The organism is Roseivivax sp. THAF30 (genome assembly GCF_009363575.1).
Classification (GTDB): Bacteria; Pseudomonadota; Alphaproteobacteria; order Rhodobacterales; family Rhodobacteraceae; genus Roseivivax; species Roseivivax halotolerans.
The window spans coordinates 2,051,275-2,078,168 of sequence record NZ_CP045389.1; the positions used below are offsets into that span (position 1 = coordinate 2,051,275).

A 26,894-nucleotide genomic window follows, 5' to 3' on the forward strand; every position below is an offset into this window, starting at 1 on the left:
CACCTCAAAAAAGCGTCACATCGTTTCTGAGAGCATCGACCGGGAGCAGCGGCTTCGGCGTCTCGACCATGTCTTCCACGAAGAGAAGGCTGGCCTGACCAGTTGTCGGCACGAACTTGACGCGCCGCGCCCGGCTTCCACCAAGGCTGCTCGAGATAACGTTGATGCCTTCCGTCCGTAGGAATCCGAGCGCGAACTCGCTATTGGCCTGACCGATCCGCGCCATTTTGCCGGACATCATCGCTCCGCCGAACAGTTTGGCCTGCAACCTGTTTTTCGACCCACCGAGCTTGAGGAGCGCGTTGATCAATACCTCCATCGCGTAAAGTCCGTAGCGTTGGTTGCGGCTCTCTTCCGCCGCGCCCGTCGCCACGAGGAAATGGTTCATGCCTCCAATCTTCGCGACAGGGTCGTGCAGGCAGGTCGTGACGCAAGAGCCGAGCAATGTTGAAAGGACGCAATCGGGGTCGGCAGAGACACGGTGCTCGCCCTGGATGACAGGCGTCGTGTGTCCGGGTCGCATGACTGGGGTAAGAGCGCTGTTCATTGAGACCGCCGCGCATGGCGATTTGACACCTCGTCAACGCCTGAGCTCAGAAATCCAGCCATTTCGCGCCCTCCTCGCTGACGAACTCGCGAGCAGGCGCGTTGACAACGGCTCTCGCAGGTGGCGCGGGCGAAGCCTCCGCCGACGGTATTCGGACAGACGCGCCGGTTTTGAACCGGGACACCGTCTCTACCAGCGTAACCGCATCATTGCGCAGAGCCTCGCTGGCGGCTGTCGTCTCCTCGAGCCGCGCTGCGTTCTGCTGGGTGGATTGATCAAGTTGGGTCACCGAGGCGTTGATCTCCTCCAGGCTCAGGCTCTGCGTACGGGAAGATTCGGCGATTTCGGAGACGAGACCCGCGATTTCAGTCACGGAGAACGCAATCTGCCGCAAGGCACCGCCCGTCTGGCCGACCAGATCGACGCCCTTCTTCACCTGCCCCGCCGAATCCGCGATCAGACTGTTGATCTCTCGGGCCGCGTCGGAAGAGCGTTGCGCCAATGCGCGCACTTCAGAAGCGACAACGGCGAATCCCCGCCCGGCTTCTCCGGCGCGCGCGGCCTCGACGCCGGCATTGAGGGCCAGAAGGTTCGTCTGAAAGGCGATGTCGTCAATCACGCGAATGATCGAGGTGATCTGTTCGGAGGACCGGGAGATCTCGTCCATCGCGGAGACGGTTTCGACCACGACGGCACCGGACGCCTCGGCGCTGCGATGCGCCTCGCCGACAACGTCGTTGGCGCGGGAGGCGCCGTCCGCCGCGGCTTTCAAGGCCGAAGTGAGCTCGTCGAGCGCTGCTGCGGTTTGCTCCAGGGTTGCAGCGGTGCTTTCGGTTCGGCGCGACAGCGCGTCGGCGGTAGTCGTGATGTCGCTGGTCTCGTTGCGGATATTCTCCGCGTTTTCCGAGATTTCCCGCAGCGCGGATGCGAGCTTCTCCGACGCGCCGTTGAAATCGGTTCGCAGTTGCTCGTAGCGGCCCGGGAAGACTTGCGCGATCTTGGCGGTCAGATCCCCGTCAGCGAGCGCCCTGAGGCCGACACCCAAGGCCTGAACGACTTCGGTTTTTTCGGCTTCAGAGGCTTCGCGCTCCTGATCTGCGATCCGCAGCTTGTGCTCTTTTTCAGTGATATCCGTACCAAGGAGAAGGTAGCTCAGGCCGTGGCCATCCTTGTCCCGGATGCAGGAGAGCGAGCCATCCACGATGCGGTCTCCGTCGGCGCCGGAAAGCTTGAGCTGGCCGATAATCGGAGATCCGTTCTTCAGGCCGTGGATGACTGCCTCTGTCGTCTTGTCCGCCTCGGCAGCGATCCGTCCGATCAGCGTCTGAAGGGACGGCCGGTCCGTGCGGCCAGAGCAGATCGAGACGGCAAAACGCTCATTCGCGTCGACGCAGATACCGTCCATATCGAACTCGGCCTTCATCTGGATCGCGTCGATTGCGGCCAGCAGCGCTTCGTTGCGCCACATCGGGGTCACGTCCCGCCACTCGACGATATAGCCGAGGATTTTCCGGTTTTCGGAATAGATCGTCCGGGTCGCGATGGAGAGCCGCTTGCTGTTCATCCGGATAATGCCTTCGATCACGCCGTCGCCGAGCGTACGAAGCTGGTCAGCGATATTTCCGGTCGGATGGAAGTCCGCGATGCTCATTCCGACAACGCGTGCCGGGTCGAAATTCATGCGCATCTTGCGCAGGCCATCTTTGTAGATCTCGAAGAACGCCGTGAGATTCCGGCTGACTTGCGTGATCTTCAGATCTTCATCGAGCAGCATCACCGCAGCGGACGAGTTATCGAGCGCCGCGCTCTTGATATAACTCTCGCGGTGGCTCCGTTCGCTTGCCATGAGCTCATGGCGCAAGGCATCGGTTGCCCGTGCCAGGTGTCCGTATTCGTCGCGGCGCGACGTCCCTGAAGGAGGCGTCTCGAAGTCCTTCGCCTCAAGGCGTGCAATATCCGCTTGCGCGGCTTGAAGCGGTCTGCGGGCAAGCCGGGAGATTGCGATATAGGCGAGTGCGACGGAGAAAAGACAAAGGATCGCGGCAGCCATGCGGGCTTGGGTGACAGTCTCCTGCGTCAGCGCCTGCAGATGGGCAGTCGACCATTGCGTAACGAGCGAGCCGACAATGGCGCGGTCCTGCCCGAAACGAAGCGGGATGGCGACCATCAAGGCGTCCGGATCGAGGACCACCCGGCCGGTATCCAGCGCTTCTTCGACAAGTGCGCGGGTTGCGGCGGGCATGCTTGCGCCCCATTGGGAAAAGCTCGACAGGCCCGAGCCGAAGACCTCGAGAGAGACGAGGGCCCCGTTCGTGCCTTCGGTGAAATCCTCGATCTGGCGTGTCATCAGCTCGGCATCCTCGAACCGCACCGAGCCAGCGATCGCATCCGCGAAGAGTTCCGTTTCTGACCTGGCACTGTCGAAGACCGATTGGCTGATCACGGTCTCGAAACCGCGCGTTGTCAAAATCTCGAAGACGAGGACAACCCCGATCAGCGCCGCGACGATCACGGCGATGAGTTTGAGGAAGACCGAGTGGATATTCAAAGAAGGTCGGAACGCCATCATCGGCTCCTTGCAGCAAGGGTTCAGAACATGTCCGCGTTGAGACCGAAGGTGACCGCGCCGACGGGTGTATCGGTTGCCGGCTCGTTCAGCGGGGCAGAGACTTGGATTTGAAATCTCTGTGTCGAGTCGTCGAATGCCACCTCACCGATATGAAGCGCGCCAGACGGACGACCGAAGGTCTGTGCATGCTTGGCTTCATCGCCTTGCCAGAAATCCGAAGTCACGGCGCTGATCGCAACGTTGAGACCGACCGCATCCGTGACGATGATCTCCGTCACGCGGCCTTTCGCAGTCTCGAGCATGTCGCGCACCACCTGCGAGGCGGCGTGATCGTAGATGCCCGAGATGAGTGGGCGATCGGACAGGGCCACCTCTTGGCGCCACGTCTCATCGAGCGCGAGGATCTCGTCCTCGGACAAGCCTGCATGCGCCGCGCTGGAGAGGCGCAGCGCGCGCCAAATCTCCGGCTCGTCGGCCAGCACGCTCTGCAAATGGGCGACGTAGGCCGCCATGTTGCCGTTGAAGACATCGTTTGCAGCGACGGGCGCCGCGAAAATCGAGAAGGCAGAAGCAAGGCCCAAGGGCACAAGTTGCGAGAGAGTCCTGAACATCGTCGGTCCTCAGAATGCTGCGCCGGTCCCTTCCGGCAAGAACAGCCCATGTTCTGGACATCGACATTTAAGATCCGCTGAACGCCTGCCCCTCGCCCGCCGGCAGATTGCTAAAACTTTATCGGGCCGCGCGCCGGAGCCGGGGCCACGCGAGAAAAGGGCCCCCGAAGGGACCCTTAGTCTTGCCGATCCGGCTCATCGTTTACCGCCCGTTGTGTTCTGCCTGCGGCCAGACCGGCACCGAGGCGAGCGCACCCGCCTCGTGACCCGAGATCTCTCAGCTACAGCCGGACGTGCCGCCGCAGGTGTTGCACTTCATGCAGGTGCCGTTCCGCACCAGCGTGTAGTTGCCGCATTCGCCGCAGGCCTCGCCCTCGAAGCCCTGCATCTTCGCCTTGGTCGACGCGGTCATCGCCACCGAAGAGGTCTCGGAGCGTGTCGCAACCGGGCTTGCAGCCTCGGGCACAAGCGTGGCCAGCGCCGCGGAGGGATCAGATGGCCTTGCAAAGCCCATCGCCTGCCCGCCCTGCAGCACCACCAGTTCCTGCGGAACCCGCTTTCGCAGATAGCCCGAGGAGCTGATCTGCTTGAGCACTTCGAGCGATTTCGACGCAGCGCTCTCGGAGATCTCCTTGACGTTGGAGACGCCCTCTTCCTCGCCGCGGCCGATATCGTCGAAGGTCGCGCCTTCCGGCTTCACATGCGCGAGGTCCGTGCGGTCGAGATAGGACACCGCCAGTTCGCGGAAGATGTAGTCGAGGATCGAGGTCGCGTTCTTGATCGAGTCGTTGCCCTGCACCATGCCCGCGGGCTCGAACTTGGTGAAGGTGAAGGCATCGACGAATTCCTCGAGCGGCACGCCGTATTGCAGACCGACGGAAACCGCGATGGCGAAGTTGTTCATCATCGCCCGGAAGCCCGCGCCCTCCTTGTGCATGTCGATGAAGATCTCGCCAAGGCTGCCGTCGGAATATTCGCCCGTCCGCAGGTAGACCTTGTGACCGCCGACGATGGCTTTCTGGGTGTAGCCCTTGCGTCGCTCGGGCATCTTCTCGCGCGCCGTGGCCTTCTCGACCTCCTTGATGACGATCTTCTCGACCACCTTCTCGGCGAGGACCGCGGCCTTCTCCTGCATGGAGCCGGTCTCGAGGATCTCTGCAGCCTCGTCGTCATCCTCGACCAGCGCGGATGCGAGCGGCTGGCTGAGCTTGGAGCCGTCGCGATACAGCGCGTTGGCCTTCACGCCAAGCGACCAGGACAGCTCGTAGGCGCGCTGGCAATCCTCGATCGTCGCATCGTTTGGCATATTGATCGTCTTCGAGATCGCGCCCGAGATGAAGCTTTGCGCGGCGGCCATCATCTTGATGTGGCTGTCGACACCGAGGAAGCGCTTGCCCTTCTTGCCGCAAGGATTGGCGCAGTCGAAGATCGAGTAATGCTCGGCCTTCAGGTGCGGCGCGCCTTCCAGCGTCATCGTCCCGCAGACGTGATCGTTCGCGGCGTCGATATCGGCCTTCGAGAACCCGAGATGGCGCAGAAGATCGAAGCTCGGATCGTTCAGCTTCTCGGCGGGAATGCCCAGCACTTCGCGGCAGAATTCCTCGCCAAGCGTCCACTGATTGAACACGAAGCGAATATCGAAGGCAGAAGCGAGCGCGCCATCCACTTTTTCAAGCTGCGCCGGGCCGAAGCCGTGGCCGATGAGCGAGGTGTGGTTGATCGCGGGCGCGTTGCCGATGGAGCCGTGGCCCACCGCGTAGGAGACGATCTCCTCGATCTGCGAGGAGCTGTAGCCGAGCCGTTCGAGCGCACCCGGAACCGAGCGGTTGATGATCTTGAAGTAGCCGCCGCCTGCGAGCTTCTTGAACTTCACCAGCGCGAAATCCGGCTCGATCCCCGTTGTGTCGCAATCCATCACGAGGCCGATCGTGCCGGTGGGCGCGATCACGGTGGCCTGTGCGTTGCGGTAGCCGTGCTTCTCACCGAGGCGCAGCGCTTCGTCCCAGGTGGACATCGCAAGATCGACGAGCATCGCGTCGGGGCAATTGGTCTGATCGAGCGGGACCGGCTTCACAGCGAGGTCCTCGTACCCGGTGGTTGCCCCGTATGCGGCGTTGCGGTGGTTGCGGATGACGCGGAGCATGTGCTCACGATTGCGCTCAAAGCCCGAGAACGCGCCGAGCTCACCGGCGATCTCCGCCGAGGTCGCATAGGCGACACCGGTCATGATCGCGGTCAGCGCGCCGCAGAGCGCCCGGCCCTCGTCGCTGTCATAGGAGTAGCCCATCGTCATCAGGAGCCCGCCGATATTGGCATAGCCCAGGCCGAGCGTCCGGAAATCGTAGGACAGCTGCGCGATTTCCTTGGAGGGGAACTGCGCCATCGTGACGGAGATCTCGAGCGTCAGAGTCCAGAGACGCGTGGCGTGCATGTAATCTTCCGCGGCGAACTTGCCGTCATGCAGGAAGGTCAGAAGGTTCATCGACGCAAGGTTGCAGGCGGTATCGTCGAGGAACATGTACTCCGAGCAGGGGTTCGAGCCGCGGATCTGGCCGTCCTCCGGGCACGTGTGCCAGGCATTGACCGTGTCGTGGAACTGGATGCCCGGATCGGCACAGGCCCAGGCTGCGTGACCCACCTGCTCCCACAGCTCGCGCGCGGAGATGGTCTTGGCGACGGAGCCGTCCGTGCGGCTCAGAAGCTCCCAGGGCTTGTCCTCACGCACCGCCTCGAGGAAGGCATCGGTCACGCGGATCGAGTTGTTGGAGTTCTGGCCCGACACGGACGCGTAGGCCTCGCTGTCCCAATCGGTGTCGTAGGTCGGGAACTCGATCGAGCTGTAACCTTGCTTGGCGTAGTCGAGGACACGCTTCACATAGGTCTCGGGGATCTGCGCGCGCTTGGCGGCGCGGACGGCCGCCTTCAGCCCTTCGTTCACCTTGGGATCGTAGGCGCCTTCTTCGGAGCCGTCGAAGGCGCGGATCGCCGCGAAGATGCCGTTCAGCATCTGCTCGTGCATCTTGGAGCCGGCAACGATGGAGGCGACTTTCTGCTCCTCCTTCACCTTCCAATTGATGAACTCTTCGATATCGGGGTGATCCGCGTCGCAGATCACCATCTTGGCGGCGCGCCGGGTCGTTCCGCCCGACTTGATTGCGCCCGCCGCACGGTCGCCGATCTTCAGGAAGCCCATCAGACCCGACGACTTGCCCCCGCCCGACAGGGGTTCGCCTTCAGCCCGGAGGCTGGAGAAGTTGGTGCCGGTGCCCGAGCCGTACTTGAAAAGCCGCGCCTCGCGGACCCAGAGGTCCATGATGCCACCTTCGTTCACGAGGTCGTCCGAGACGGACTGGATGAAGCAGGCATGGGGCTGCGGATGCTCGTAGGCGGTCTTCGACTTGGTGAGCTTGCCGGTCTTGTAGTCCACGTAGAAATGGCCCTGGCTCGGCCCGTCGATGCCGTAGGCCCAGTGCAGGCCAGTGTTGAACCATTGCGGCGAATTGGGTGCGGCGGTCTGGGTCGCGAGCATGTGGCGCATCTCGTCATAATAGGCGCGCGCATCCTCTTCGGTGGTGAAATAGCCACCCTTCCAGCCCCAGTACGCCCAGGCACCCGCGAGACGGTCGAAGACCTGCTTCGAGGAGGTCTCGCCGGTCTTCGCGGTTGTTTTGCTCGCAGGCTCGGAGCGCCACAGGAACTCGGGCACGCCCTCCTCTTCGACGCGCTTCAGCTCGAGCGGCACACCAGCCTTGCGGAAGTATTTCTGAGCGATCACGTCCGAGGCGACCTGGCTCCAGGAAGCCGGCACTTCGACCTCGTCGAGGCGGAAGACGATCTTGCCGTCGGGATTGCGGATTTCCGATGCCGTGGTGACAAAGTCGATACCCGCATAGGCATCTTTTCCGGCTGTGGTGTAACGGCGTTCGATCTTCATTTCCTGCCTCGTCTCGCTTTGCGCCCCTGTCTCGTCCGGCCCGCGCGGGCGCGGAGAGGCACGTCATCCGGTCGCGCTGCCTGTGCCGCGCGCTCTGCGAAACTGTGTTCCGCCTGGATGTAAGACTGTGTCCCTCTCGGCCCGACCACTAAATATTGTGGGTCGCGTTCCGGTGAAAGCTACACTCATGCGGGAGGCCGATTCCGTCAACGACTTTTTCACCAAGATGGCGCTATATTTTGTGTTGACCAGAGCGAACCACCACATCCTGTGGCCGCCCTTCGCGATTCATCCACAATACCAAGCGCAAGAATTACAAGGCGGACATGCGTTATCCCGAGTTTATCCACCACATCTGGTGGAAACTGAGGCATGCAACCGAGCACGGCGCATGTGTGCGCCAAAGCCACAATCGCCGATGGCAAGCCAAGCGAAACAGGCACGACGTCAAAATGCCAGGGGATGTGAGGAATGGTCGGGGCGGCGAGATTCGAACTCACGACCTTCTGTACCCAAAACAGACGCGCTACCAGGCTGCGCTACGCCCCGACACGTGCCGCCTTAGCGGCAGGCACGAGATTTGAAAAGACCGATTATGCGCCGCGACAGGCCCAGGCCGCCTCTGCGATGGCGGGATGCCGCATCTCGGTACCGGGCGCAATGCCGAGCGTCTCGGCGAGACCGCCGTTGATCTCGAGCACGTATTTCGTGTCCGGCGCCCCTGGAATCGGCGTCTCGTCATGGGGGATCGCGTTGCTGTGCACCTTGCGGACGACGCCTTGGGCATCGGCAAAGATCATGTCGAGCGGGATAAGCGTGTTCCGCATCCAGAACGCGACCTGCTGCGGGCGCTCGTAGACGAAGAGCATGCCCTCGAAGCGATCCATCTCGGCGACATTCATCAGACCCTGGGCGCGTTCCTGGGCATCATCGGCGACCTCGATCCGGAAACTGGCGGAGCCGAACTCGCCCCGAAGAGAGATCCTGTCTTCTCTGCATTCCTGCGCGAAAGCCGTGCCCGCCAGCATCGACGCGGCGACAAAACTCAGGACGAAACGGCACTTTCCCACGCGACGATCTCCGCTGCCATGCGTCCGCGCTTGCCGTCGACAACCCGCAGACCGATTGCTTCACCGGGCTGCAGATCGGCCAGACCGGAGCGGCGCAGCACTTCGATGTGGATGAACACATCCTCTGCACGGCCGAACACGTTCGCGAACCCGAAGCCCTTGTTCTTATCGAACCACTTCACACGCCCGGGCTCAAGTTCTGCGGCATGCAAAACCTCGGGATCCATCTCTTCGATATCGGCAAGGGGCACGGCAGAGGTATCCTTGGGAGGCTCGATCGCGTGGACCGTGACGGCCTGATACCCGCGCGGCGTCTTCTGGATCGAAATATCGACCGTCGCGCCATCGGCGACCGAGCTCTGACCGTAATTCCGCAGCACGTTTGCATGGAGCAGGATGTCGCGCTCTTCACATTCAACCACGACAAAGCCGAACCCCTTACCGGGATCAAACCACTTGACCTTGCCTCGGACCCTTCGATCCGTCTCTTCCGTCGACATTCTGTCTCTCTATATGACGCGGGCGCTGTAGCGCCCCTCACTACTGATATAATGCCCCCGCTAATCGAACTTCTAACGCACCACAATCTTTCACGTAACGTGAATTGCGCATGCCTCAAGGTGACAGGCGGGTAACATCCCAAGACGCATCAAGAGTTTTTCGTTGCCATACAAAGCGATCGTGAAGACGGAATGCACCGTCCGCCCAAAATTCGATCTCCAAGGGCTGTATCCTGAAACCGCCCCAATGCGGCGGACGCGGCGGATTGTTGCCGAAACGGGTCGTCACCTTCGCGACCTGCGCCATCAGAGCCGCGCGGCTGGAAAGAGGCCGGGACTGTTCCGAGGCCCACGCGCCAAGCCGGCTCTTGAGAGAGCGCGACTCGAAATAGGCATCCGCTTGCGGGCCGTCCTCGCGCTCGGTCACGCCGCGCACGCGGATCTGCCGACGCAGCGATTTCCAGTGCATCACGAACGCGGCCTTTCCTTGAGCCTCGATCTCGCGGCCCTTCTGGCTTTCGTAATTCGTATAGAAGACGAAGGCCGATGCCTCGATCTCCTTCAGAAGGACCATCCGCGCATTCGGCATCCCGTCCGCATCCACGGTGGACAACGCGATCGCGTTGGGATCGTTGATCTCGGTCTCGCTCGCTTCGGCAAGCCAGTTGCGCGCGATCTCGAAAGGATCCTCGCCTGCGAATATCCCGGTCCGCTCGGTCATCATGAATTCTCCCGGCTCTGAAGCGAACACGCCACGCGAAAGGGTTCGCGGAGCGCGCCGCTCTTGATGGCGCCTGCCCCTTCACCTAAAGGACAGCGAAACAGATGTCGGGTTGGAGACGGGTAATGTCAAACGGACTGATGGCAGGAAAACGCGGCCTCATCATGGGGCTCGCCAATGACAAATCCATCGCCTGGGGCATTGCCAAGGCCTGTGCCGATGCCGGCGCGGAGCTTGCCTTTTCCTACCAGGGCGACGCGCTGCTGAAGCGGGTCGGACCTCTGGCCGAAAGCCTCGGCTCGGACATCGTTCTGCCCTGCGACGTCGGTGACGAGGAATCGATCGACGCGCTCTTCACCGGTCTTGCCGAGAAGTGGGACCAGCTCGATTTCATCGTTCACGCGATCGGTTATTCCGACAAGACCCAGCTGCGCGGCCGCTACCTCGACACCACGCGCACCAATTTCGCCATGACGATGGACATCTCGGTATATTCCTTCACCTCAGTCATGCAGCGCGCGGAAAAGATGATGAAAAACGGCGGCTCTGCCGTGACGCTCACCTATTACGGTGCCGAGCGGATCATGCCCCATTACAATGTGATGGGGGTCGCGAAGGCCGCGCTGGAAGCCTCCGTGCGCTACCTCGCCGAGGATCTCGGCAAGGATGGCATCCGCGTCAACGCGCTCTCGGCCGGCCCGATCCGGACGCTCGCCGCGTCGGGAATCGGGGACTTCCGCTACATCATGAAGTGGAACGAGCTGAATTCGCCTCTGCGCCGGAACGTGACCATTCAGGATGTCGGCAATTCCGCCCTGTATCTTCTGTCCGATCTCGGAAGCGGCGTGACCGGCGAGACGCACCACGTCGATGCGGGCTATCACATCGTCGGCATGAAGGCCGAGGACGCGCCCGATATCGACAAGACCTGAGCGCGCCCGCCTGCCCCTCACACCTAGGAGACACGCCATGAGCGACCGCCTGCCGCACGAAAAAGGCTTCCACGTCAGCTGGGACCAGCTGCATCGCGACGCGCGGGCCCTGGCCTGGCGTCTGCAGGGCCACGGCCCGGAAGGTGGCTGGCGCGCGGTCGTGGCGATCACTCGCGGCGGAATGGCACCCGCGATGATCGTGAGCCGCGAGCTCGACATCCGCACCGTCGATACGATCAGCGTGAAAAGCTACAACCACCAGACGCAGGCCGAGCCCGTGATCATCAAGCATCCCGACGCGGATGTGGTCGGCGACGGCACCGGCGTCCTGATCGTCGATGATCTGGTCGATACCGGCCGCACGCTCGAAGTGGTGCGCGCCGCGATGCCGAAGGCGCATGTGGCAACCGTCTACGCCAAGCCGAAGGGCCGGCCGATGGTCGACACCTTCATCACCGAGGTCAGCCAGGACACCTGGATCTTCTTCCCGTGGGATATGGCGCTGCAATACGTCAAACCCTATCACGGCACGGACGACTGACGCCCTGCGCCCCTTGCGGGGCCGCGGCCCCTCGCCTAGACATCCGCGACATCTGTTGAAACGACCAACCGGAGGGCCCGATGGCACTCAAGGCCGGCCGCCTGTCTAAAGTGTTTCTGTGGATCCTGATGGGCCTGTTGCTGATCGGCCTTGCCGGGTTCGGTGCGACCAACCTGTCGGGCACTGCCCGCACGGTCGCCTCCGTCGGCGACAAGGACATCACCGTGAACGCCTATTCCCGTGCCGTTCAGCAAGAGTTGCGCGCGCTTCAGGCCGAACGCGGCGAAGCGGTGAGCTTCGCCGAGGCGCGCCAGGCAGGGCTCGACACGCAGGTGCTTTCGCAGCTGGTCATCGCGCGGGCCCTCGACTGGGAAGCGGACCGCGTCGGGATCTCGGTCAACGACGATCTCGTCGCGAACGAGTTGTCGCAGGTCTCGAGCTTCCAGGGCCCGGACGGCAATTTCGACCGGCAGGCCTACAGCTTCGCGCTCGACAATATCGGCCTTTCGGAAGGTGAGTTCGAGGAGGACCTGCGGAACGAGATCGCGCGCACCGTTTTGCAGGCGGGCGTCTTCGCCGGCCTCAACATGCCGGACACTTATGCGGACACGATCATTTCCTTCGCCGGAGAGCGGCGCGATCTGACCTACGCGGTGCTCAGCGCCTCCGACCTCGAGACCGGCATCACCGAGCCGACCGAAGAGGAATTGCGCGCCTTCTACGACGAGAACATCGTGGATTATACGCGCCCGGAGACCAAGCGCATCACCTATGCTTGGGTTACGCCCGAGATGCTTCTCGACAGCGTCGAGGTGCCCGAGGAAAACCTGCGCGAAGCGTATGAGGAGCAGTCCGACCGCTTCAACATGCCCGAGCGCCGACTGGTCGAGCGGCTGGTTTACCCTACCGAAGAGGCAGCGCAGGCAGCGGCGGATCGCGTCGCCGCTGGCGAGGCGGATTTCAAGACCCTTGTCGAAGAGCGCGGCTTGCGGCTCGCCGATACGGATATGGGCGAAGTGACCCGCTCCGATCTTGGCGGCGCCGCGGATGCCGTGTTCGATGCCGAGACGGGGAATGTCATCGGCCCCGCTCCTTCGAATCTCGGCCCCGCGCTCTACCGCGTGAACGCGGAACTGGCCGCGGTCGAGACGCCCTTCGAGGAAGCCGTGCCGATGCTGCGCGACACGCTCGTTCTCGATCGGGCGCGGCGCACGATCGAGGCGCAGGCAGAAAGCTATGACAACGAATTGGCAGGCGGTGCGACGCTTGAAGATCTGACAAGCTCGACCGACATGGAGCTTGGCGAGATCGCCTGGACCGGATCGTCGGATGAAGACATCGCCGCCTATCCTGCCTTCAACGAGATCGCCCGCACGGCGGAGCCCGGCGATTATCCCGAGATCCTGGAGCTGGGCGACGGCGGTGTCTTCGCGCTGCGCGTCGACGGCATTGACGAGCCCGCCCCCATCCCCTTCGAAGAGGTCCGAAACGCCGTGGAGACCGGCTGGGAACAGCAAGAGGTGACCGAGGCGCTGCAGGAACAGGCCACCGCCCATGCAGAGGCGATCTCGGGCGGGGCGAGTTTCGAGGAACGTGGCCTCTCACCCGCCACGCTCGAAGGTGTTCAGCGCACGGCAAGCCGGGACGTTCTGCCGCGCGGTGCGATCGCCGAGGCTTTCGACGTCGCCGAAGGCGCGGCGACCACAGCCTCCGAGCCGGGCCGCGTCGCCATCCTGCGGACAGACAACGTGATCCCGGCCGATATGGCAGGCGATGACGCAGAGCAGCTCCGGCAGCGACTGCGCCAGCAAGCCGAGGGCGCGCTGTCCGAAGACCTCTTCCGCGCACTGGCCGCCGACATCCAGTCGCGTGCCGGTGTGACCGTGAACAGCGAGACGCTGAACGCGGTCAATTCGCAGCTTCAGTAGAGCCAAGATGGCAGAGCTTACGCCCGCCTTCGAGAGTTTCGAGGCCGCCTATTCCGAGGGCCGGAACCAGGTCGTCTATGCCCGGCTCGCCGCCGATCTCGACACGCCCGTTTCGCTGATGCTGAAGCTCACGGGCGCCGCGCGCGATGCCTTCATGCTGGAATCGGTGACGGGCGGCGAAGTGCGCGGTCGTTACTCGATCATCGGTATGAAGCCCGACCTCGTCTGGCGCTGCAACGGCAGCCAATCCGAGATCAATCGGCAGGCGCGGTTCGATGCGGATGCGTTCGAGCCGATGCAGGACGACCCGCTGACCGCCCTCAGGAGCGTGCTCGAGGAGAGCCGGATCGACCTGCCGGACGGCCTGCCGCAATCCTCCGCGGGCCTATTCGGCTATCTGGGCTACGACATGATCCGGCTCGTCGAGAACCTGCCCGACGTGAACCCCGATCCGGTCGGCCTGCCGGACGCGACGCTGATCCGCCCTTCCGTCATCGCCGTGCTCGACGGCGTGAAAGGCGACGTGATCATCGTCTCGCCTGCCTGGGTCTCCTCGGGCCAGTCGGCGCGCGCGGCCTATGCACAGGCCGCCGAGCGGGTGATGGACGCGGTGCGCGATCTCGAACGCGCCCTGCCCCGCGATGCGCGCGATCTGGGCGACGCGGCGGATCTCGGAGAGCCGGTCTCGAACTTCAGCCATGACGGCTACAAGGCCGCAGTGGAGCGGGCCAAGGAATACATCCGGGCGGGCGACATCTTCCAGGTCGTACCGTCGCAGCGCTGGACGCAGGACTTCCCGCTGCCGCCATTTGCCCTCTATCGATCGCTGCGGCGCACGAACCCCTCGCCCTTCATGTTCTATTTCAACTTCGGAGGTTTCCAGGTCATCGGCGCCAGCCCGGAGATCCTGGTGCGGGTCTTCGGCCGCGAGGTTACGATTCGTCCCATCGCCGGCACGCGCCCTCGCGGAGCGACGCCAGCCGAGGACCAGGCGCTGGAGGCTGATCTTCTGGCCGATCAGAAGGAGCTCGCAGAGCATCTCATGCTGCTCGATCTCGGGCGCAACGACACAGGCCGCGTCTCCAAGATCGGCACGGTCCGCCCGACCGAGCAATTCGTGATCGAGCGTTACAGCCACGTCATGCATATCGTCTCGAACGTCGTGGGCGAGCTTGATCCGCAGCATGACGCGCTTTCGGCACTGCTTGCCGGTCTGCCGGCGGGCACGGTCTCGGGCGCGCCCAAGGTGCGCGCGATGGAAATCATCGACGAGCTCGAGCCTGAAAAACGCGGCGTTTACGGCGGCGGTGTGGGATACTTCTCCGCAGGCGGCGACATGGACATGTGCATCGCGCTTCGCACGGCGGTCATCAAGGATCAGAAGCTCTACATCCAGGCGGGTGGCGGCGTCGTATATGACAGCGACCCAGAGGCCGAATACCAGGAAACCGTGCACAAATCGAATGCGATCCGCCGGGCCGCGGCCGATGCCGCGCGGTTCACCGGCGACGGCAACCGCTAGGGATCAGGACGCCGCGGCCGCCTCGGTTCTGATGCGTTCGATCATTGCCCGCAATCCATTCGAGCGCTGTGCCGAAAGGTGATCGTTGAGGCCCAGACGCCCGAGTTCCGCCTTTGCGTCGACACCCGGCACCTCGGTGACCGGCAGCCCGTTATAGAGACGGTGCAGCACGGCGATCAGACCGCGTACGATCATCGCGTCGCTGTCGCCGTCGAAATGAAACGACCCATCCTCGATCCGGCTGTGCAGCCAGACCTGGCTCGCGCAGCCGTCGACCTTGGTGGCGGGCACTTTCAGCGCATCGTCGAGCGGGTCCATGTCGCGGCCCATCTCGATCACCAAGCGGTAGCGATCTTCCCAATCCTCGAGGAACTCGAAATCCTCGACCACGTTTTCGAAGGCCTGTTGTGCCATGCGCGCCCCGATCTCTTTGAATTCCCTTGTTGCACCGGAGACCTATGCTCAGCCGCAGGTCTCGTCCAGCCCCGCCTTCCGGCTTTTCACCGGCGCGCCGATAGGCTAGTCCACGAAGGAAAGGGATCGAGGGACCGATCATGCGTTTCAGAACTCCGGTGCTCATCTGCCTCGTCGCGGGCCTCACGCTTTCGGCCTGTGGCAGCCGCCTCAATCCGTTCACGTGGTTCGGCCAGTCCCGATCCGTGCCCGTCAGCGAAAGCACCGCAGCCAACCCCCTGATCCCCGCGCGCCGCGTCTCGATCCTGCGTTCCAACGACGAAGAGGTTTATCGCGGCCAGCCCATTCGCCAGGTCGAAAGCCTCGTGATCGAGCGGCGCCCCGGCGGCGGCATTATCAAGGCAACCGGCCTGGCCCGCGTGCCGGGACGCTACGAGGCGCGGCTGACACCTGTAGAGCTTGAAAGCACCGGCGGGCGGCTCGTCTACTCTCTCGATGTGCGGCTCTTCCGCAGCGCGCCCAATACCGGGGCCGACGCGCGCCGCGTGACCGTGGCGACATTCCTGACGGATCAGGAACTCTCCACGATCAGCCAGATCGAGGTGCGCGGCGCAGAGAACGCGCTCGTCACTCGCCGCTAAGCTCGATCACGTCGATCTTGTTGCCTTTCGCGGCCAGGGCAATCCGCCCGTCGCAAAGGCGCAAGGCATCCTCACCGAAGACCTCGCGCCGCCATCCCGAAAGCGCCGCGACGTCGCGGGCACCGCTGGCGATCGCGTCGAGATCCGCCGAGGGTGCGACGAGCTTGGCCGCAACGCCTGAGCTTTCCGTTCGCGCCTTGAGCAGGACGCGCAAGAGATCCGCCAGCGCCGGGTTCACCTGGCCTTTATCGCGCGGATCTTCGACGCGGGGCAGCTCGTCCTTGTCGAGCGCCTCGCCAGCGGCCACGGCTGCAAGAATGCCGTCGGCCACGTCGCCCTTGCGCCCCTCGCGCAAGAGAAGCCGCGACCGGCCGAGATCCGCGTGGCTCTTGGGCTTTGTCGATGCAAGTTCCACCAGCGCATCGTCCTTGAAGACCCGGCTGCGCGGCACGTTCTTTTCCTGGGCATAGGCTTCGCGGAAGCGTGCGAGTTCCCGCACGATGCCCAGGAAACGGGGCGAGGTGTTGCGCGTCTTGACGCGCTTCCACGCATCCTCGGGCCGCGAGATATAGGTCTCCGGATCGGCGAGCTGCGCGAGCTCTTCCTCCACCCAGCGGTGCCGCCCGGTATCTCGCAGCTTCTTCTCGAGAAACTCGTAGATCTTCCGCAGATGCGTGACATCGGCGAGCGCATAGGTCTTCTGGGCGTCTGTCAGCGGACGACGCGACCAGTCGGTAAACCGCGAGGACTTGTCGAGATTTGCCCGCGCGATCCGTTTGACCAGCGTCTCGTAGCCCACCTGCTCACCGAAGCCGCAGACCATTGCCGCGACCTGCGTGTCGAACAGCGGCTCGGGAATCACGCCGTAATCCACATAGAAGATCTCGAGATCCTGGCGCGCAGCGTGAAAGACCTTCACGACCGAGGTGTCGCGGAACAGCTCGACCAGCGGCTCGAGCGACAGATCGCCCTCGAGCGGGTCGACCAGAACCGCGTCCTCGTCTCCCTCGCCGGGCAGGGCGAGTTGCACGAGGCAGAGCTTGGAATAGAAGGTGCGCTCCCGCAGAAATTCCGTATCGACGGTGACATAGGGAGCCTCATGCGCCCGCGCGCAGAATGCCGCGAGATCTTCGGTCCGGGTGATCGTTTTCATTCTGACCTTTCTGACGAGTCCGTGACGCGACCCTAACCGAACCGTGCGCGGGCGCAATGAGGCATGCTCAGAGGTCGATCCGCGTCTTGTCGCCCGACGCGACGCGCCGAAGCACGGCCGGGTAAAGGCGGTGCTCCTGCTCAAGCACGCGGGCGGCCAATGTGCCCGGCGTATCGCCCGGCAGGACCGGCACCCGCGCCTGCCCAAGGATCGGCCCGTCATCGAGTGCGGGCGTTACCTCATGGACCGTGCATCCATGCTCGCTCTCGCCGGCTTCGATGGCGCGAGCGTGCGTGTGGAGCCCGCGATACTTCGGCAGAAGCGAGGGGTGGATGTTCAGCATGCGGCCCTGCCAGCGTGACACGAAGCCCTCAGTCAAAACCCGCATGAAACCGGCCAGGCAGATGAGATCCGGCGCAGATGCCACGATCCTGTCGTGCAGCGCGTCCTCGAAGGCGGCGCGGTCGCCTTTGTAGGGACGGTGATCGACCACCGCGGTCTCGATCCCCATGTCTTCGGCGCGGGCAAGCCCACCGGCATCGTCAGTGTTCGACAGAACCAGAACGGCCCGCCCAGGGTGATCGCCGGTCATGCTGCGCGCGAGCGCGACCATGTTCGATCCGCCGCCCGAGATCAGGATCGCAACGCGCATCAGGCCAGCGTGCCGCTGTAGCGGATGCCCTGCCCCTCGCTGACCCGGCCGATCTCATGGACGCGTTCACCTGCGCTCTCCAGCATCGCGGTCAATGCTTCTGCCTCGGCCGCATCGACAACGAGGACCATGCCGATCCCGCAATTGAACGTCTTGAGCATCTCGGCGGCATCCATACCGCCCTCCTCGCGCAGCCATCCGAAGACCTGCGGCAGCGACCAGGCGGTCAGGTCGATCTCTGCGCCGAGTGTCTCGGGCAGAACGCGCGGCAGGTTCTCGGTGAGACCGCCCCCGGTGATATGGGCCAGCGCGTGCACGCCGCCGGCGCGGATCGCCTGAAGCGCGGGTGTCACGTAAAGCCGCGTCGGCGCCAGTAGCTGTGCACCGAGCGTCCCCTCGCCCCAGGGACAGGCGTCTGACCAGCCGAGGCCCGACATCTCGACGATCCGGCGCACAAGGCTGTAGCCGTTGGAATGCACGCCATTCGAGGCCAACCCGAGAAGAACGTCGCCAGCGCCGACGCCATCAGGTAAAGCCGCGCCCCGCTCCATCGCGCCGACGGCGAAGCCCGCAAGGTCGAAATCGCCCGGCGGATACATGCCCGGCATCTCGGCCGTCTCGCCGCCGATGAGCGCGGTATTGGCCGCTTCGCAGCCCTCCGCGATGCCTTCGATCACTTCTGCCGCGGCATCGAGCTCGAGCTTGCCGGTGGCGAAATAATCAAGGAAGAACAATGGCTCCGCGCCCTGGCACACCAGGTCGTTCACGCACATCGCCACCAGGTCGATCCCGACACCACCATAAAAGCCCGTGTCGATCGCGATCCGCAGCTTGGTGCCGACCCCATCCGTTGCCGCGACGAGAACCGGATCCTCGTACCCTGCAGCCTTCAGGTCGAAGAGCGCGCCGAAGCCGCCGAGCCCTGCCATCGTGCCGGGCCGGTCCGTGCGCTTGGCTGCCGGCTTGATCCGCTCGACGAGTGCGTTGCCCGCGTCGATGTCGACACCCGCATCGGCATAGGTGATGCTGTTCTTGCCTTGGCTCATGTCCCGCCTTGCCTCTCGCTTCGCGCTCTTGCCGCAGGCGATAGCCGATCACCCCGGCCCCTGCAACGATCCGCTTGACCGGCGCGGCGCGTCTGCTAAGCGAGACCTTGCTGGGGGCCTGTAGCTCAATTGGTTAGAGCAGAGCGCTCATAACGCTTTGGTTGCGGGTTCAAGTCCTGCCGGGCCTACCAGCTTTCATGGGCAATCAAGAGCCCAGAAGACTTTTTTGGTTTGCTCTTAAGTTCAGTGAACCTGAGACTCTGCGCAGCAAGGAAAAGTGGCTACTTTGGCAAGAACGGCGCGGCTCACTACGCATCGTGCGTAAGGGCACATGAACGGCCCAAAGCCGATCTTCGGTGGCTGAACGTCCGACATCCGCTTTGAGCCTACTCAGTCCATACCCTGACTTGGCTGACGGAGAATTTCCCGCCTTCAGAGCGACAGTTCAATCAATTCAAACGCTTCGATCAGCGATTGATAATGGCTCTGCGTGATGAATTGGCGAGCCTGTCGGCGCCCTCACGGGTGAAGGAGCGGGACAAGTTCTTTCGGAGGCTGCGGTTTTCACCGTGAAACGACATGTCCCGCACCGCCATGCCATCGTACGACAGGTGCATGCCCTCGATCCCGCGCAGGCAAGCCTATGGCGAGAGCGCCCCAAACTCCTTTTTCAGATTTTTCAGCAGAAGAAGGTAGTGATCCCGTGTAATGAACTGGTTCTCTTTTGGCTGCGTTCTTGGGTACATCAAGGTCAGCAGTTCCTCCTTCGTTTCGGCATTTCCGTCTTCGAAAGACTTGATTTTCCCCGAGCGACCGTCGGGCGCGATCCGAATGCCTTCGATCCCTGGAAAACGCGTGCCTTCATGTCGATCCGCTATGGTCTTTTTCGAGATTTGAGGCGGCACGCTTGGCACATGGTTGAGCCCGAAAGCGTGCCCCACTTCGTGCGTGATGGCGCCGTTATTCGCGATGCGCTTCACGCCTGTGAGGCTCTTTGTCAGACTCATGCCGATAAAGGGCTGAACGGCCGTCTTGGTGGGATTATCCATTTGGTCCGCTGCCGGACTATGCGTGACGCCGAGAAGCTGGATCCATTCATAGGGCATGAAGATCACAACCAGATCGTACCGGTCGTAGCTGTTGTTGGCGATGAGATGGTCCTGGACCGCATTCAAGAGATGCGAACGGACGTTCGCGCGTTTGCTCAGTTTTTCGGCCAATGCGGGGGGCGTCGCAAGGTATTCGTTGAAGGCACGCAACGTGTCCATCGTGTCGTCGGAAAACGTCTCGGCCAGCAGTTCGAACTGGTAGATCTTTTCGATGGCGGAGACGAGCGTTTCGTTGAGATCAGGATCGGGCGGCGGCGCTGGCGCTTCGGAAAATCGCACAGACTGCACCGGGAAAAGCTGCTCGATATATGTCTCCGAGCGCCGCACCGTCAGTGCGGCCTCGTATAGAACATCCTGCGGCACGAAATCGTACCACGGCCCGACGCGTGCGAAGACATAGCCGATTTCGAGATCCCGCTCGAGCGGATCCCATTCCAGCGGCTCCACCCCGGAGAAGACCCGGGGAGACTCCTGGCACTCGCGCACCGGTTCTATCTCCGTACGCAGTGCGGTGATCTCCTCGAACTCGGGTGTCCAGCCGAAGAGCATCACGCTGTTCTCTCCTTTGCGGCGTTCCTCATCAGAGAAGAGATCCGGGCGGCGGATCTGTACGCCTTCTCGTTCGGGAACCAGCAGGGGGGCCTCTGGATCGAAGGCCGGACGAGCGCGGATATCTGCCTTGAAATCGGTCACCTGCCAGCCCGGAGCGATCTGCGGATCTGCGCGCCACTTGGGGTAGACACGGATCGCGGCCGGTTTGCCGCGAACCAACGGCGCGTTCGTCACCACTTGTATAGTGTCGCTCTCCACACCCTCGCGCCAGGCGAGATGTTGTGCGAGCCCGGCCTGCATGAACTCGTCGTCACTCAAATCGACCATCGTGTCGAATCCCCAGACCTGATCGACGGCCATCTCTTCGCCTCCGGCGCCGCGAATGCCGGTTGCACCTGCGCGAACCGTCAGGCGGTAGCGCACTCCGTCTCGCATCGGGTCTTGCGGTGTGACGATAACGGTATCGCTGCCCGACAGGCGCGGGCGGGTCTTGATCGGGGCCATGACGGTGCCGCCCGTGCCGTTGGCCAAGCCGAATTCCAGCCTAATGGCCGCTGGCGTGACCGACGCAGGGTCGAGCGGACGGTCGAAGATGAGGCGGATGCCCGGGTCATCCCATGGCAGGTTTTTTGCGTCGCGCGCGGGCCGATGCGCGATCAGGAGCAGCTCGTCGGTGGGCGCGCTGCCATCGGTGGGTGCCTGCGCGACCTCCAGCGGTCCCATCGCATAGCCCATGTTGCGCATGTTCGGCGCGGCGAAGCGACCCGAGACCTGAAGCGGCTTTTCGCCCTCGTCGCTGTCGATCAAGACGTGATTGCGCGCGCGGGGGTTCCAAGTGCGACGCTCCCGCTCGACCCTTGCGGTACCGGACAGCTCAAAACGACCGATCACCTTGGTGTCGGTGATCCGCTCGATATGCACCCTGCCCGAAAGACTGCCAGTCGGAACGAGCGTGCGGGTGCCGGCCTGGCTGACCCCATCCATGTCGCAGTTCAAATCCCTGACTTGTCGGCCGATCGTGGCATCCTGCGGGATCGTCGACAGCTCGAGCGTCTTGAGCGCGCCTTGCCGGACGGCGCGGCACATGCGCTTCGCGAATTCCTGTTCGCGCCTTTGGTTTTCCGTCTTCGGCGGCAGGTAGGGGCGCGGACGGATTTCACCGGTCCAAGACGAAAAGACTGTGGACGGGTCACCATCGCCGCCACTGCTCACGGCGCGCGCGGGATAGCTCTGACCCGCGCGCAAATCGCCAGGTCCGGCATCCGTCAGCGCAATGACAAGGTGCGCGCCGCTGTTGATGGGCCAGCCGCCCAAGCCGCCATGTTTGAATCCCAAGGGTCTGCCCAGGCTGCCGCCCTGAAACGAAAAGAGGTTCGGGCTGAAGACCTCGAACACCGCACGACGGGTGCCCCCGCTGGCTGTCGGCACGTCGAGTGTCTCTCCCGACATGTCCTCGACGAAGTCGATCGTGCCTTGGTCCAGTCCGGGTACGCCCTCGGTCCCGCCAATGCGTTTCGCCGAGAGATGACGCGCGCAGGCCGCACCGCCAGCACTTACCCCGCCGGCAATCGACAGACTGGCCTGACCGGGCATCAAATCGGCATTCGCGCCGCCCGCGAATGCGGACGGATTGAGATTGCCCAGCAGATCGAAAGCCTGTGGCGGGTTTACGGCTTCAAGCATGCCGCCGACGGAGCAGAGCGGCACTGGCGGCGCATCCTTTGGGTCGCAGGTGTCTTGCGCGCGCAGCGGCAAAGCCACAAGACACAGGATTGCAGCAAGACCGGCAAAGCGGTTCATTGGTTGCCCATGTTCGTTATACCGCCAAGGTCCATCGGGTCCGCCGGCAACTCGAAATCGCCCGCCGGGCCCGCGTCGCCGCCGACCTCGGTCACCTTGAAGCGATCCCCGAAGCTCAGGGCGGCAAGACCGCGATCGTCAAGTTCGACCAGAAGCGGGTTCGGTGCCTCGCCGCTGATGGCCTCGATCAGCTGCATCTTGAGGGATTGATGCTCCAACAGGCGCGGATCGTCGGTCAGCACGGCAGTATCGGTCCGGACGTCGCCTGCGGCGTCGCGCCATTCGATGTCGTGGACTTCCCCCTCCACGCCGGCAATTTCACGTGTTTCACCGAGAGCATTCAGAGATGCGATCTCGTCGGGAAAGACGACGCCCGCCTCACTCTGTGACGGTGACCGAGAGGCCGAAGCTCCGGGCATGTCCTTCAACTGGCCGAGGTCCATAACCGTGATCTGACCAGCCATCGAAATGATGGAATAAACGCTGTCGTCTCGCAAAAGCATGTAGGCATCCATCCCTTCGATATCAGTCCGAAGCGCGTTGCCGGTCCAGCGTTCGGTCATGGTCATCTGGCCCGCATCGCCGGCATCGGCCGTGAATGTGACACGGCCGTCGGCGAGAAGCGGCGTTGCGGTGATGAGCGCTGTCAGCATGCCGTTGATGAAGGGGTGGATCATGGGTGATCTCCTTTGGCTGTCTCGTGATGTGGAGGGACGCGCCGTGGCAGAGGCGTTTCAAGGCCGACATAACCAAAGGCGCGCGGCTGCGCGTTGCCGCAGACAAAGCCCGGAGCAAAGCGGTCGGCTACCGCACGCGCCAATTCATTGGCGTCGGGCGTCTTGGTGGTGTCGATGACTCCGACCATGCAGCTTTCCGTATCGGGCGCGGTGGCGACTGTACTGATGACCAGTATCTCGCGGTCATCATGGCTGGGTCCAACATCCCAGCGGTGAATGGTGGCGAAGGCTTGCATCTTCTCATTGAGCCTCTGACGCCGCCATTCGACCGTGTCGTGTACGGTGTTGAACGGCGTGAAGCTTTCCCAAGGACCGAAGCGTTGCGTGGTGGCGTAATCCGTTGAAATCCGTGCATCGCCCTCGGCCAGCATCAGGTAAAAGCCGTCCGGGCCGGGACACACCATCCGAAAGCTCATCGCCGCCTCATCGGCAGGTAGGTTATCTTCCAGCGTCCGGCAGTCAGTGTCCCAATTGTAGGTCGTATAGACGCTGTCGATCTGTTGGGCGGCTGCCGCACCTGGAATGACGAGCACCGCAAGAGCCTGGCGGATCATTCGTCACTCTCCACCGGGATTTCGGCAAATCGCACCGTGACGCTGCCCGCGCCGTCGACCTGCTCATGTGCGCCGAGCTTTGCGGTCACATCGCCGGACAGGCGACCGTCAGACCGCTCAAGCTGACCTTCCGCTGTGACCGGCATGCCTGCGAAGGTGATCGACACATCGGCGTCTGGCCCTGCCGTGAAGGCTCCATCATATTCAGCGGGCAAGTCCAACTCCAGCTTGGGGCCATACTCGCCCAGCGACAGCACAAGTCTGTCCTCGCTCTCTACAGCTTTGGCCGGAGTGAAGAAATTGATCAGCGGATCGTCTGGCATGGACTCGTCAAGCGCGGTCACCGCGCCGGTCGTCTCGACCACGGAGACTTCCGGCCCGGCCTCATAAGGGATTTCGTTGAACCGGGCCGAAAGGATGATTTCATCCGAAGGTGCGTCCCGGGACGCAAACGTGATCTCGACCGTGCCGGTGATTGCCGTCTGGTTGCGTTGGGACAGGGTCAGCGTGCCGCTTTGGGAGGTATAGGTTGCCGGGCGCGGCGCGTTCGGCCCGGCATCGCGGCGGCTCATCCACAGGTAGGCCGAGGGAAGGTTTTCCTCGCTGGTGGCACCGATCTCCTTCGTGCCTTCCTCGATCCCCTCGGGCAGGCCCAGGCTGAGCATCGCGGCCACGGGCTTCCCCTGCCATTCCGCATCGCCCGCAAGCGACAGCACCCACGGCCCGGCGGCATTCGTGGCCTCGTTGCCGTCCATCGTAAACTCCGAACGGTTGCACGGCGCGTCCGCACGGCGTGGCGCAACGTCGCCGGTCGCTGTGCCTGAAAGCGTCATGCGATAGGCGCCCGGCGCAAGGTCCCCGGTGTCTGTTGCGGCTTTGAGGGCCGCGACCCCCGGCGCGCGACGGCAGGCTGCTTGATCGATCACCTTGGCGCCAGTTTTGTCCAGCCAGACAAGTTTGTCGCGGCCCCATGGCAGATGCCATAGCATCGTCTCCGGGCCAGATCGCGGATCGCCTGGGCCTTCATACCGGATATCGGGTGTGTTTCCGCAGATATTCGTGCCATGTCCCACGACGAGAGGCAGCAGACCACCTGTATAGGCAGGCAAGCGCGTGTCGCTGCAGATTGTCAGGCGAGCCCCCTCCTGCGGGTCGACGGCTACTTTTCCTTGCGTATTTATCCAGACGGGGCCCGCGGCCATCCCGGCGGGTCTAACGGCTGCGCGGCCATCCGAGAACGGGGTGGCGATGTCGATCTCACGCATGTCGCCATCGGGATGTTCGATCTCTCGTATGGCCCAGTCATCGCGGCCCATGTAGCCGGCTTCGTCGTTCAGGCGCACCGGGGCAAGGCCATCCGCATAGCGCCCGGCCTCTTGCAGGATGAACTTACGGGGAAAGACCAGCTCCCCGGACGTGTCGATATAGCCGCGGTTCTCGGTATTGACGGCAGCCGGCGCGCGGCCGTTCACGAAGTCGCCTCCGTCGATGAAGTCAGGCGCGATTGCCAGTTCACCAGCTGTGTCGATCCAGCCCACTCGACCCTCTGCAAAGCGCACCCAGGCAAGGCCTTCGGAGAAGCTGCCGATATCCTGCACATCGCGATCCGCAAATGCGGGCGGTGTCCACGTGTCCCCGTCCGAGGTGACATAGTATGGCGTCCCATCCATCGGAGTAGCGGCGCTGCATCCGTCCGACATCGGCTTGAACGGCGAGAGCGCAAAGGTCTCTCCGGCGATGATCACACGGTCGGCGTCCTGCGCGCCCGGATCGACGATAAATGTGCCGTCGCTGTCTATGAGGCCCCATCCTGCATCGGTTTCGGCGGCTGCGACGCCTTCGGAGAAGGGTCGTACCTGCCGCCATTGCGGCGCGAGACGCCACTCGCCGTCGCTCCCAACGAAGCCCCATGAGCCGTCCTGCGGAAGCGGGTAGAGCGGCGGTGCGTCGCTCTGAGTGGACGTCCCGCAGGGCTGGGCTTCAGCGCCTGTGGCGAGGGCGAACAACGCCGCCCCCGCACATCCCAGAGCGGTGTAGGAGGTCCGGATCGGCATCACTTCACCTCCGTGATCTCGATGCGGTCGAACTCCGCCACGGTCTGCTCCGAGCCGAGCGTCCCAGCGAAAAGCGCCGGATCGCCGGTCGTGCGAAGTATCTGAATCGGATCGGTCTCGATGACCTCCGGGCCGCCCTCCTCCATGGACCAGCCGTTCATGCTCAGCCGGCCGACATAGTCGCGGCCCCGCTTCGAGATGGTCAGGCGGGCGCCCTTTTCCTCGAAATCCCGCAGGATCTGCGCCAGGTCGTAGCCTCTGACGTCGCCCGCGATTTCCACCTCCGCGCGGGTTTCCGTGCCCCCGGACATGGCACGAAGTCGCAGCCACAGGTCGTCGTTGGAATTGCCCTGTCGATAAACATAGGCGGAGATCGTGTTGTCGACATCTGCGTAGCGCCCGACCTGGACGATTGCCCGGCGCCCGCCCAGGCTCTGAACCTCACCCAGGCGCGCGGTGAAATCAGCGCTCAGATCCCAATCGCCGTCCGGGAATTCGGCCGCCGTCCAGCGAAAGATGTTGGCCTGATCGGGCGCATCGCCCATATAGCCCGGCTCCACGGTCATCGTGATCAGTGTCCCGTCGTCGAGGATGAAGCCGGACGGATCAGGGTTGTCCACGGTCCAGTCCGGGCCAAGCTCGGCGCGCTCGAACTCGTCGACGAAAAGCGGCCCGGTTGGTTCCGGCTCAGGCTCGGTCGTGCTTACCTGCTGGAGCGCGCCGATCAGCGAGTCCGCGTCTGCGGCGGGGATATACTGCCCGCCTGTGGCCTCGGCGAGGCAGGCCAGCTGACCACCCGCATCCGCAACGTCAAAGCCGATCAGATGGGCGGTAAAGCCTGCGTCGGAGGCTTCCAATTCGTCCCCGAGCGCGCAGAGATCGGCACCGCAATTCTCCAGACCGTCGGTGACAACAATAACCGATCCGTCCTGTCCAACTGCTTCGGCAGCGGCGCGCACCGAGGCGCCCACAGGCGTCTTGCCGCGCGGCGTGACGCCGTCGAGCGCGGCCTTGACGGCGCTTCGGTCGAGCGGGCCTGGCGTCAGAAGCGTTTCGATATCGCCGCAATCGCCCTCGCGCCGGTGGCCGTACGCCATCACGCCCAATGGCCGGTCCTGGGGCCAGTCTGCCGTCAAACGACCAATGGCATCGCGAGCAATTTCAATCTTGGCGGTCCCGCCGATTTGTCCCCACATGCTGCCGGATCCATCGAGAACGATCATCGTGCCGCCCTCATCCTGCGCTGCAGCGGCGCCTGCCATGGCGACGAGGCCGATCAGTCCCGTCATCATACGAATTTTCAAAAT

21 protein-coding genes and 2 tRNA genes are annotated in these 26,894 nt (G+C 63.4%); 6 read left to right on the plus strand and 17 right to left on the minus strand.

The features are described from left to right. Positions 1-4: 4 nt before the first annotated feature. The 8 genes from FIU91_RS09970 to pdxH all read right to left on the minus strand — a co-directional run bounded on the left by FIU91_RS09970 (position 5) and on the right by pdxH (position 9,952). Positions 5-388, minus strand: a complete 384-nt coding sequence (locus tag FIU91_RS09970; RefSeq protein WP_254701943.1) for a chemotaxis protein CheD — start codon at positions 386-388, stop codon at positions 5-7. Between the two features lie 205 nt (positions 389-593). Continuing rightward, on the minus strand, positions 594-3,113 hold the full coding sequence (locus FIU91_RS09975; protein ID WP_172974985.1) for a methyl-accepting chemotaxis protein: 2,520 nt from the start codon (positions 3,111-3,113) through the stop codon (positions 594-596). Between the two features lie 23 nt (positions 3,114-3,136). Continuing rightward, positions 3,137-3,727, minus strand: a complete 591-nt coding sequence (locus FIU91_RS09980) for a hypothetical protein (protein WP_152462339.1) — start codon at positions 3,725-3,727, stop codon at positions 3,137-3,139. Positions 3,728-4,004: 277 nt separating this feature from the next. Then, entirely contained in the window at positions 4,005-7,661 is a 3,657-nt protein-coding gene (locus FIU91_RS09985; RefSeq protein WP_093013283.1) for a vitamin B12-dependent ribonucleotide reductase, read from the minus strand. A 472-nt stretch (positions 7,662-8,133) separates the two neighbouring features. After that, a tRNA-Pro gene (locus FIU91_RS09990) sits at positions 8,134-8,210 on the minus strand. Positions 8,211-8,254: 44 nt separating this feature from the next. Next, positions 8,255-8,731 carry a DUF192 domain-containing protein gene (locus tag FIU91_RS09995; RefSeq protein WP_371418150.1) on the minus strand — a complete coding sequence of 159 codons (477 nt, stop codon included), beginning with the start codon at positions 8,729-8,731 and terminating at the stop codon, positions 8,255-8,257. After that, positions 8,707-9,231 (minus strand): cold-shock protein, encoded by a 525-nt coding sequence (locus FIU91_RS10000; protein WP_093013286.1) that lies wholly within the window; start codon positions 9,229-9,231, stop codon positions 8,707-8,709. The genes FIU91_RS09995 and FIU91_RS10000 overlap by 25 nt, the downstream gene beginning before the upstream one ends. Positions 9,232-9,346: 115 nt before the next feature. Further along, positions 9,347-9,952: a pyridoxamine 5'-phosphate oxidase gene (gene pdxH, locus FIU91_RS10005; RefSeq protein WP_093013339.1), complete on the minus strand. Its 606-nt coding sequence runs from the start codon at positions 9,950-9,952 to the stop codon at positions 9,347-9,349. A 125-nt stretch (positions 9,953-10,077) separates the two neighbouring features. On the opposite strand from pdxH, the gene fabI reads away from it, so the two are divergent. The 4 genes from fabI to trpE all read left to right on the plus strand — a co-directional run bounded on the left by fabI (position 10,078) and on the right by trpE (position 14,875). Continuing rightward, on the plus strand, positions 10,078-10,884 hold the full coding sequence (fabI, locus tag FIU91_RS10010; RefSeq protein WP_093013289.1) for an enoyl-ACP reductase FabI: 807 nt from the start codon (positions 10,078-10,080) through the stop codon (positions 10,882-10,884). Between the two features lie 37 nt (positions 10,885-10,921). Continuing rightward, positions 10,922-11,425 carry a xanthine phosphoribosyltransferase gene (gene gpt / locus FIU91_RS10015; RefSeq protein WP_093013292.1) on the plus strand — a complete coding sequence of 168 codons (504 nt, stop codon included), beginning with the start codon at positions 10,922-10,924 and terminating at the stop codon, positions 11,423-11,425. 80 nt (positions 11,426-11,505) lie between these two features. Further along, complete coding sequence (locus FIU91_RS10020) at positions 11,506-13,353, plus strand: peptidylprolyl isomerase (RefSeq protein WP_152462340.1); 1,848 nt, start codon at positions 11,506-11,508, stop codon at positions 13,351-13,353. A 7-nt stretch (positions 13,354-13,360) separates the two neighbouring features. Continuing rightward, positions 13,361-14,875, plus strand: coding sequence for an anthranilate synthase component I (trpE, locus tag FIU91_RS10025; protein ID WP_152462341.1), 1,515 nt, complete (start codon positions 13,361-13,363; stop codon positions 14,873-14,875). A 3-nt stretch (positions 14,876-14,878) separates the two neighbouring features. Here the strand turns inward: trpE and FIU91_RS10030 are convergent, their stop codons facing one another. Continuing rightward, the gene (locus FIU91_RS10030; RefSeq protein ID WP_152462342.1) at positions 14,879-15,289 is read right to left on the minus strand and encodes a SufE family protein; all 411 of its coding nucleotides are present in this window, start codon (positions 15,287-15,289) and stop codon (positions 14,879-14,881) included. 140 nt (positions 15,290-15,429) lie between these two features. On the opposite strand from FIU91_RS10030, the gene FIU91_RS10035 reads away from it, so the two are divergent. Further along, the gene (locus tag FIU91_RS10035) at positions 15,430-15,930 is read left to right on the plus strand and encodes a hypothetical protein (RefSeq protein WP_093013305.1); all 501 of its coding nucleotides are present in this window, start codon (positions 15,430-15,432) and stop codon (positions 15,928-15,930) included. Here FIU91_RS10035 and rnd read toward each other — a convergent pair. From rnd to purM, 3 genes are all read right to left on the minus strand, one after another. After that, positions 15,917-17,083, minus strand: a complete 1,167-nt coding sequence (gene rnd / locus FIU91_RS10040) for a ribonuclease D (protein ID WP_152462343.1) — start codon at positions 17,081-17,083, stop codon at positions 15,917-15,919. The two genes, FIU91_RS10035 and rnd, sit on opposite strands and share 14 nt — an antisense overlap. A gap of 67 nt (positions 17,084-17,150) precedes the next feature. Beyond that, positions 17,151-17,738 (minus strand): phosphoribosylglycinamide formyltransferase, encoded by a 588-nt coding sequence (purN, locus tag FIU91_RS10045; RefSeq protein ID WP_152462344.1) that lies wholly within the window; start codon positions 17,736-17,738, stop codon positions 17,151-17,153. Continuing rightward, positions 17,735-18,781, minus strand: coding sequence for a phosphoribosylformylglycinamidine cyclo-ligase (gene purM / locus FIU91_RS10050; RefSeq protein WP_152462345.1), 1,047 nt, complete (start codon positions 18,779-18,781; stop codon positions 17,735-17,737). The genes purN and purM overlap by 4 nt, the downstream gene beginning before the upstream one ends. Positions 18,782-18,895: 114 nt before the next feature. On the opposite strand from purM, the gene FIU91_RS10055 reads away from it, so the two are divergent. Beyond that, positions 18,896-18,972, plus strand: a tRNA-Ile gene (locus FIU91_RS10055). A gap of 450 nt (positions 18,973-19,422) precedes the next feature. Here FIU91_RS10055 and FIU91_RS10060 read toward each other — a convergent pair. Genes FIU91_RS10060 through FIU91_RS10080 form a run of 5 tightly spaced genes read right to left on the minus strand, consistent with a single transcriptional unit; the run spans position 19,423 to position 26,891 of the window. After that, positions 19,423-22,242: an Ig-like domain-containing protein gene (locus tag FIU91_RS10060; RefSeq protein WP_152462346.1), complete on the minus strand. Its 2,820-nt coding sequence runs from the start codon at positions 22,240-22,242 to the stop codon at positions 19,423-19,425. Beyond that, positions 22,239-22,919: a hypothetical protein gene (locus FIU91_RS10065; protein WP_152462347.1), complete on the minus strand. Its 681-nt coding sequence runs from the start codon at positions 22,917-22,919 to the stop codon at positions 22,239-22,241. Before FIU91_RS10065 ends, FIU91_RS10060 begins: the two co-directional genes overlap by 4 nt. Then, entirely contained in the window at positions 22,916-23,533 is a 618-nt protein-coding gene (locus FIU91_RS10070; protein WP_152462348.1) for a hypothetical protein, read from the minus strand. Before FIU91_RS10070 ends, FIU91_RS10065 begins: the two co-directional genes overlap by 4 nt. Then, entirely contained in the window at positions 23,530-25,587 is a 2,058-nt protein-coding gene (locus FIU91_RS10075) for a WG repeat-containing protein (protein ID WP_152462349.1), read from the minus strand. Before FIU91_RS10075 ends, FIU91_RS10070 begins: the two co-directional genes overlap by 4 nt. Then, positions 25,587-26,891, minus strand: coding sequence for a VWA domain-containing protein (locus FIU91_RS10080; RefSeq protein WP_172974986.1), 1,305 nt, complete (start codon positions 26,889-26,891; stop codon positions 25,587-25,589). Before FIU91_RS10080 ends, FIU91_RS10075 begins: the two co-directional genes overlap by 1 nt. Positions 26,892-26,894 lie beyond the last annotated feature (3 nt).

What these genes read in the sequence shown, in the direction of transcription:
- rnd (WP_152462343.1), bottom strand. Translation starts at nt 17,083, where the DNA reads ATGAAAACGATCACCCGGACCGAAGATCTCGCGGCATTCTGCGCGCGG.
- fabI (WP_093013289.1), top strand. Translation starts at nt 10,078, where the DNA reads ATGTCAAACGGACTGATGGCAGGAAAACGCGGCCTCATCATGGGGCTC.
- FIU91_RS09985 (WP_093013283.1), bottom strand. Translation starts at nt 7,661, where the DNA reads ATGAAGATCGAACGCCGTTACACCACAGCCGGAAAAGATGCCTATGCG.
- FIU91_RS10030 (WP_152462342.1), bottom strand. Translation starts at nt 15,289, where the DNA reads ATGGCACAACAGGCCTTCGAAAACGTGGTCGAGGATTTCGAGTTCCTC.
- FIU91_RS10035 (WP_093013305.1), top strand. Translation starts at nt 15,430, where the DNA reads ATGCGTTTCAGAACTCCGGTGCTCATCTGCCTCGTCGCGGGCCTCACG.
- FIU91_RS10060 (WP_152462346.1), bottom strand. Translation starts at nt 22,242, where the DNA reads ATGAACCGCTTTGCCGGTCTTGCTGCAATCCTGTGTCTTGTGGCTTTG.
- FIU91_RS10075 (WP_152462349.1), bottom strand. Translation starts at nt 25,587, where the DNA reads ATGCCGATCCGGACCTCCTACACCGCTCTGGGATGTGCGGGGGCGGCG.
- FIU91_RS09980 (WP_152462339.1), bottom strand. Translation starts at nt 3,727, where the DNA reads ATGTTCAGGACTCTCTCGCAACTTGTGCCCTTGGGCCTTGCTTCTGCC.
- FIU91_RS10070 (WP_152462348.1), bottom strand. Translation starts at nt 23,533, where the DNA reads ATGATCCGCCAGGCTCTTGCGGTGCTCGTCATTCCAGGTGCGGCAGCC.
- pdxH (WP_093013339.1), bottom strand. Translation starts at nt 9,952, where the DNA reads ATGACCGAGCGGACCGGGATATTCGCAGGCGAGGATCCTTTCGAGATC.
- trpE (WP_152462341.1), top strand. Translation starts at nt 13,361, where the DNA reads ATGGCAGAGCTTACGCCCGCCTTCGAGAGTTTCGAGGCCGCCTATTCC.
- FIU91_RS10065 (WP_152462347.1), bottom strand. Translation starts at nt 22,919, where the DNA reads ATGATCCACCCCTTCATCAACGGCATGCTGACAGCGCTCATCACCGCA.
- purM (WP_152462345.1), bottom strand. Translation starts at nt 18,781, where the DNA reads ATGAGCCAAGGCAAGAACAGCATCACCTATGCCGATGCGGGTGTCGAC.
- FIU91_RS10000 (WP_093013286.1), bottom strand. Translation starts at nt 9,231, where the DNA reads ATGTCGACGGAAGAGACGGATCGAAGGGTCCGAGGCAAGGTCAAGTGG.
- gpt (WP_093013292.1), top strand. Translation starts at nt 10,922, where the DNA reads ATGAGCGACCGCCTGCCGCACGAAAAAGGCTTCCACGTCAGCTGGGAC.
- FIU91_RS10020 (WP_152462340.1), top strand. Translation starts at nt 11,506, where the DNA reads ATGGCACTCAAGGCCGGCCGCCTGTCTAAAGTGTTTCTGTGGATCCTG.
- FIU91_RS09970 (WP_254701943.1), bottom strand. Translation starts at nt 388, where the DNA reads ATGAACCATTTCCTCGTGGCGACGGGCGCGGCGGAAGAGAGCCGCAAC.
- FIU91_RS09975 (WP_172974985.1), bottom strand. Translation starts at nt 3,113, where the DNA reads ATGGCGTTCCGACCTTCTTTGAATATCCACTCGGTCTTCCTCAAACTC.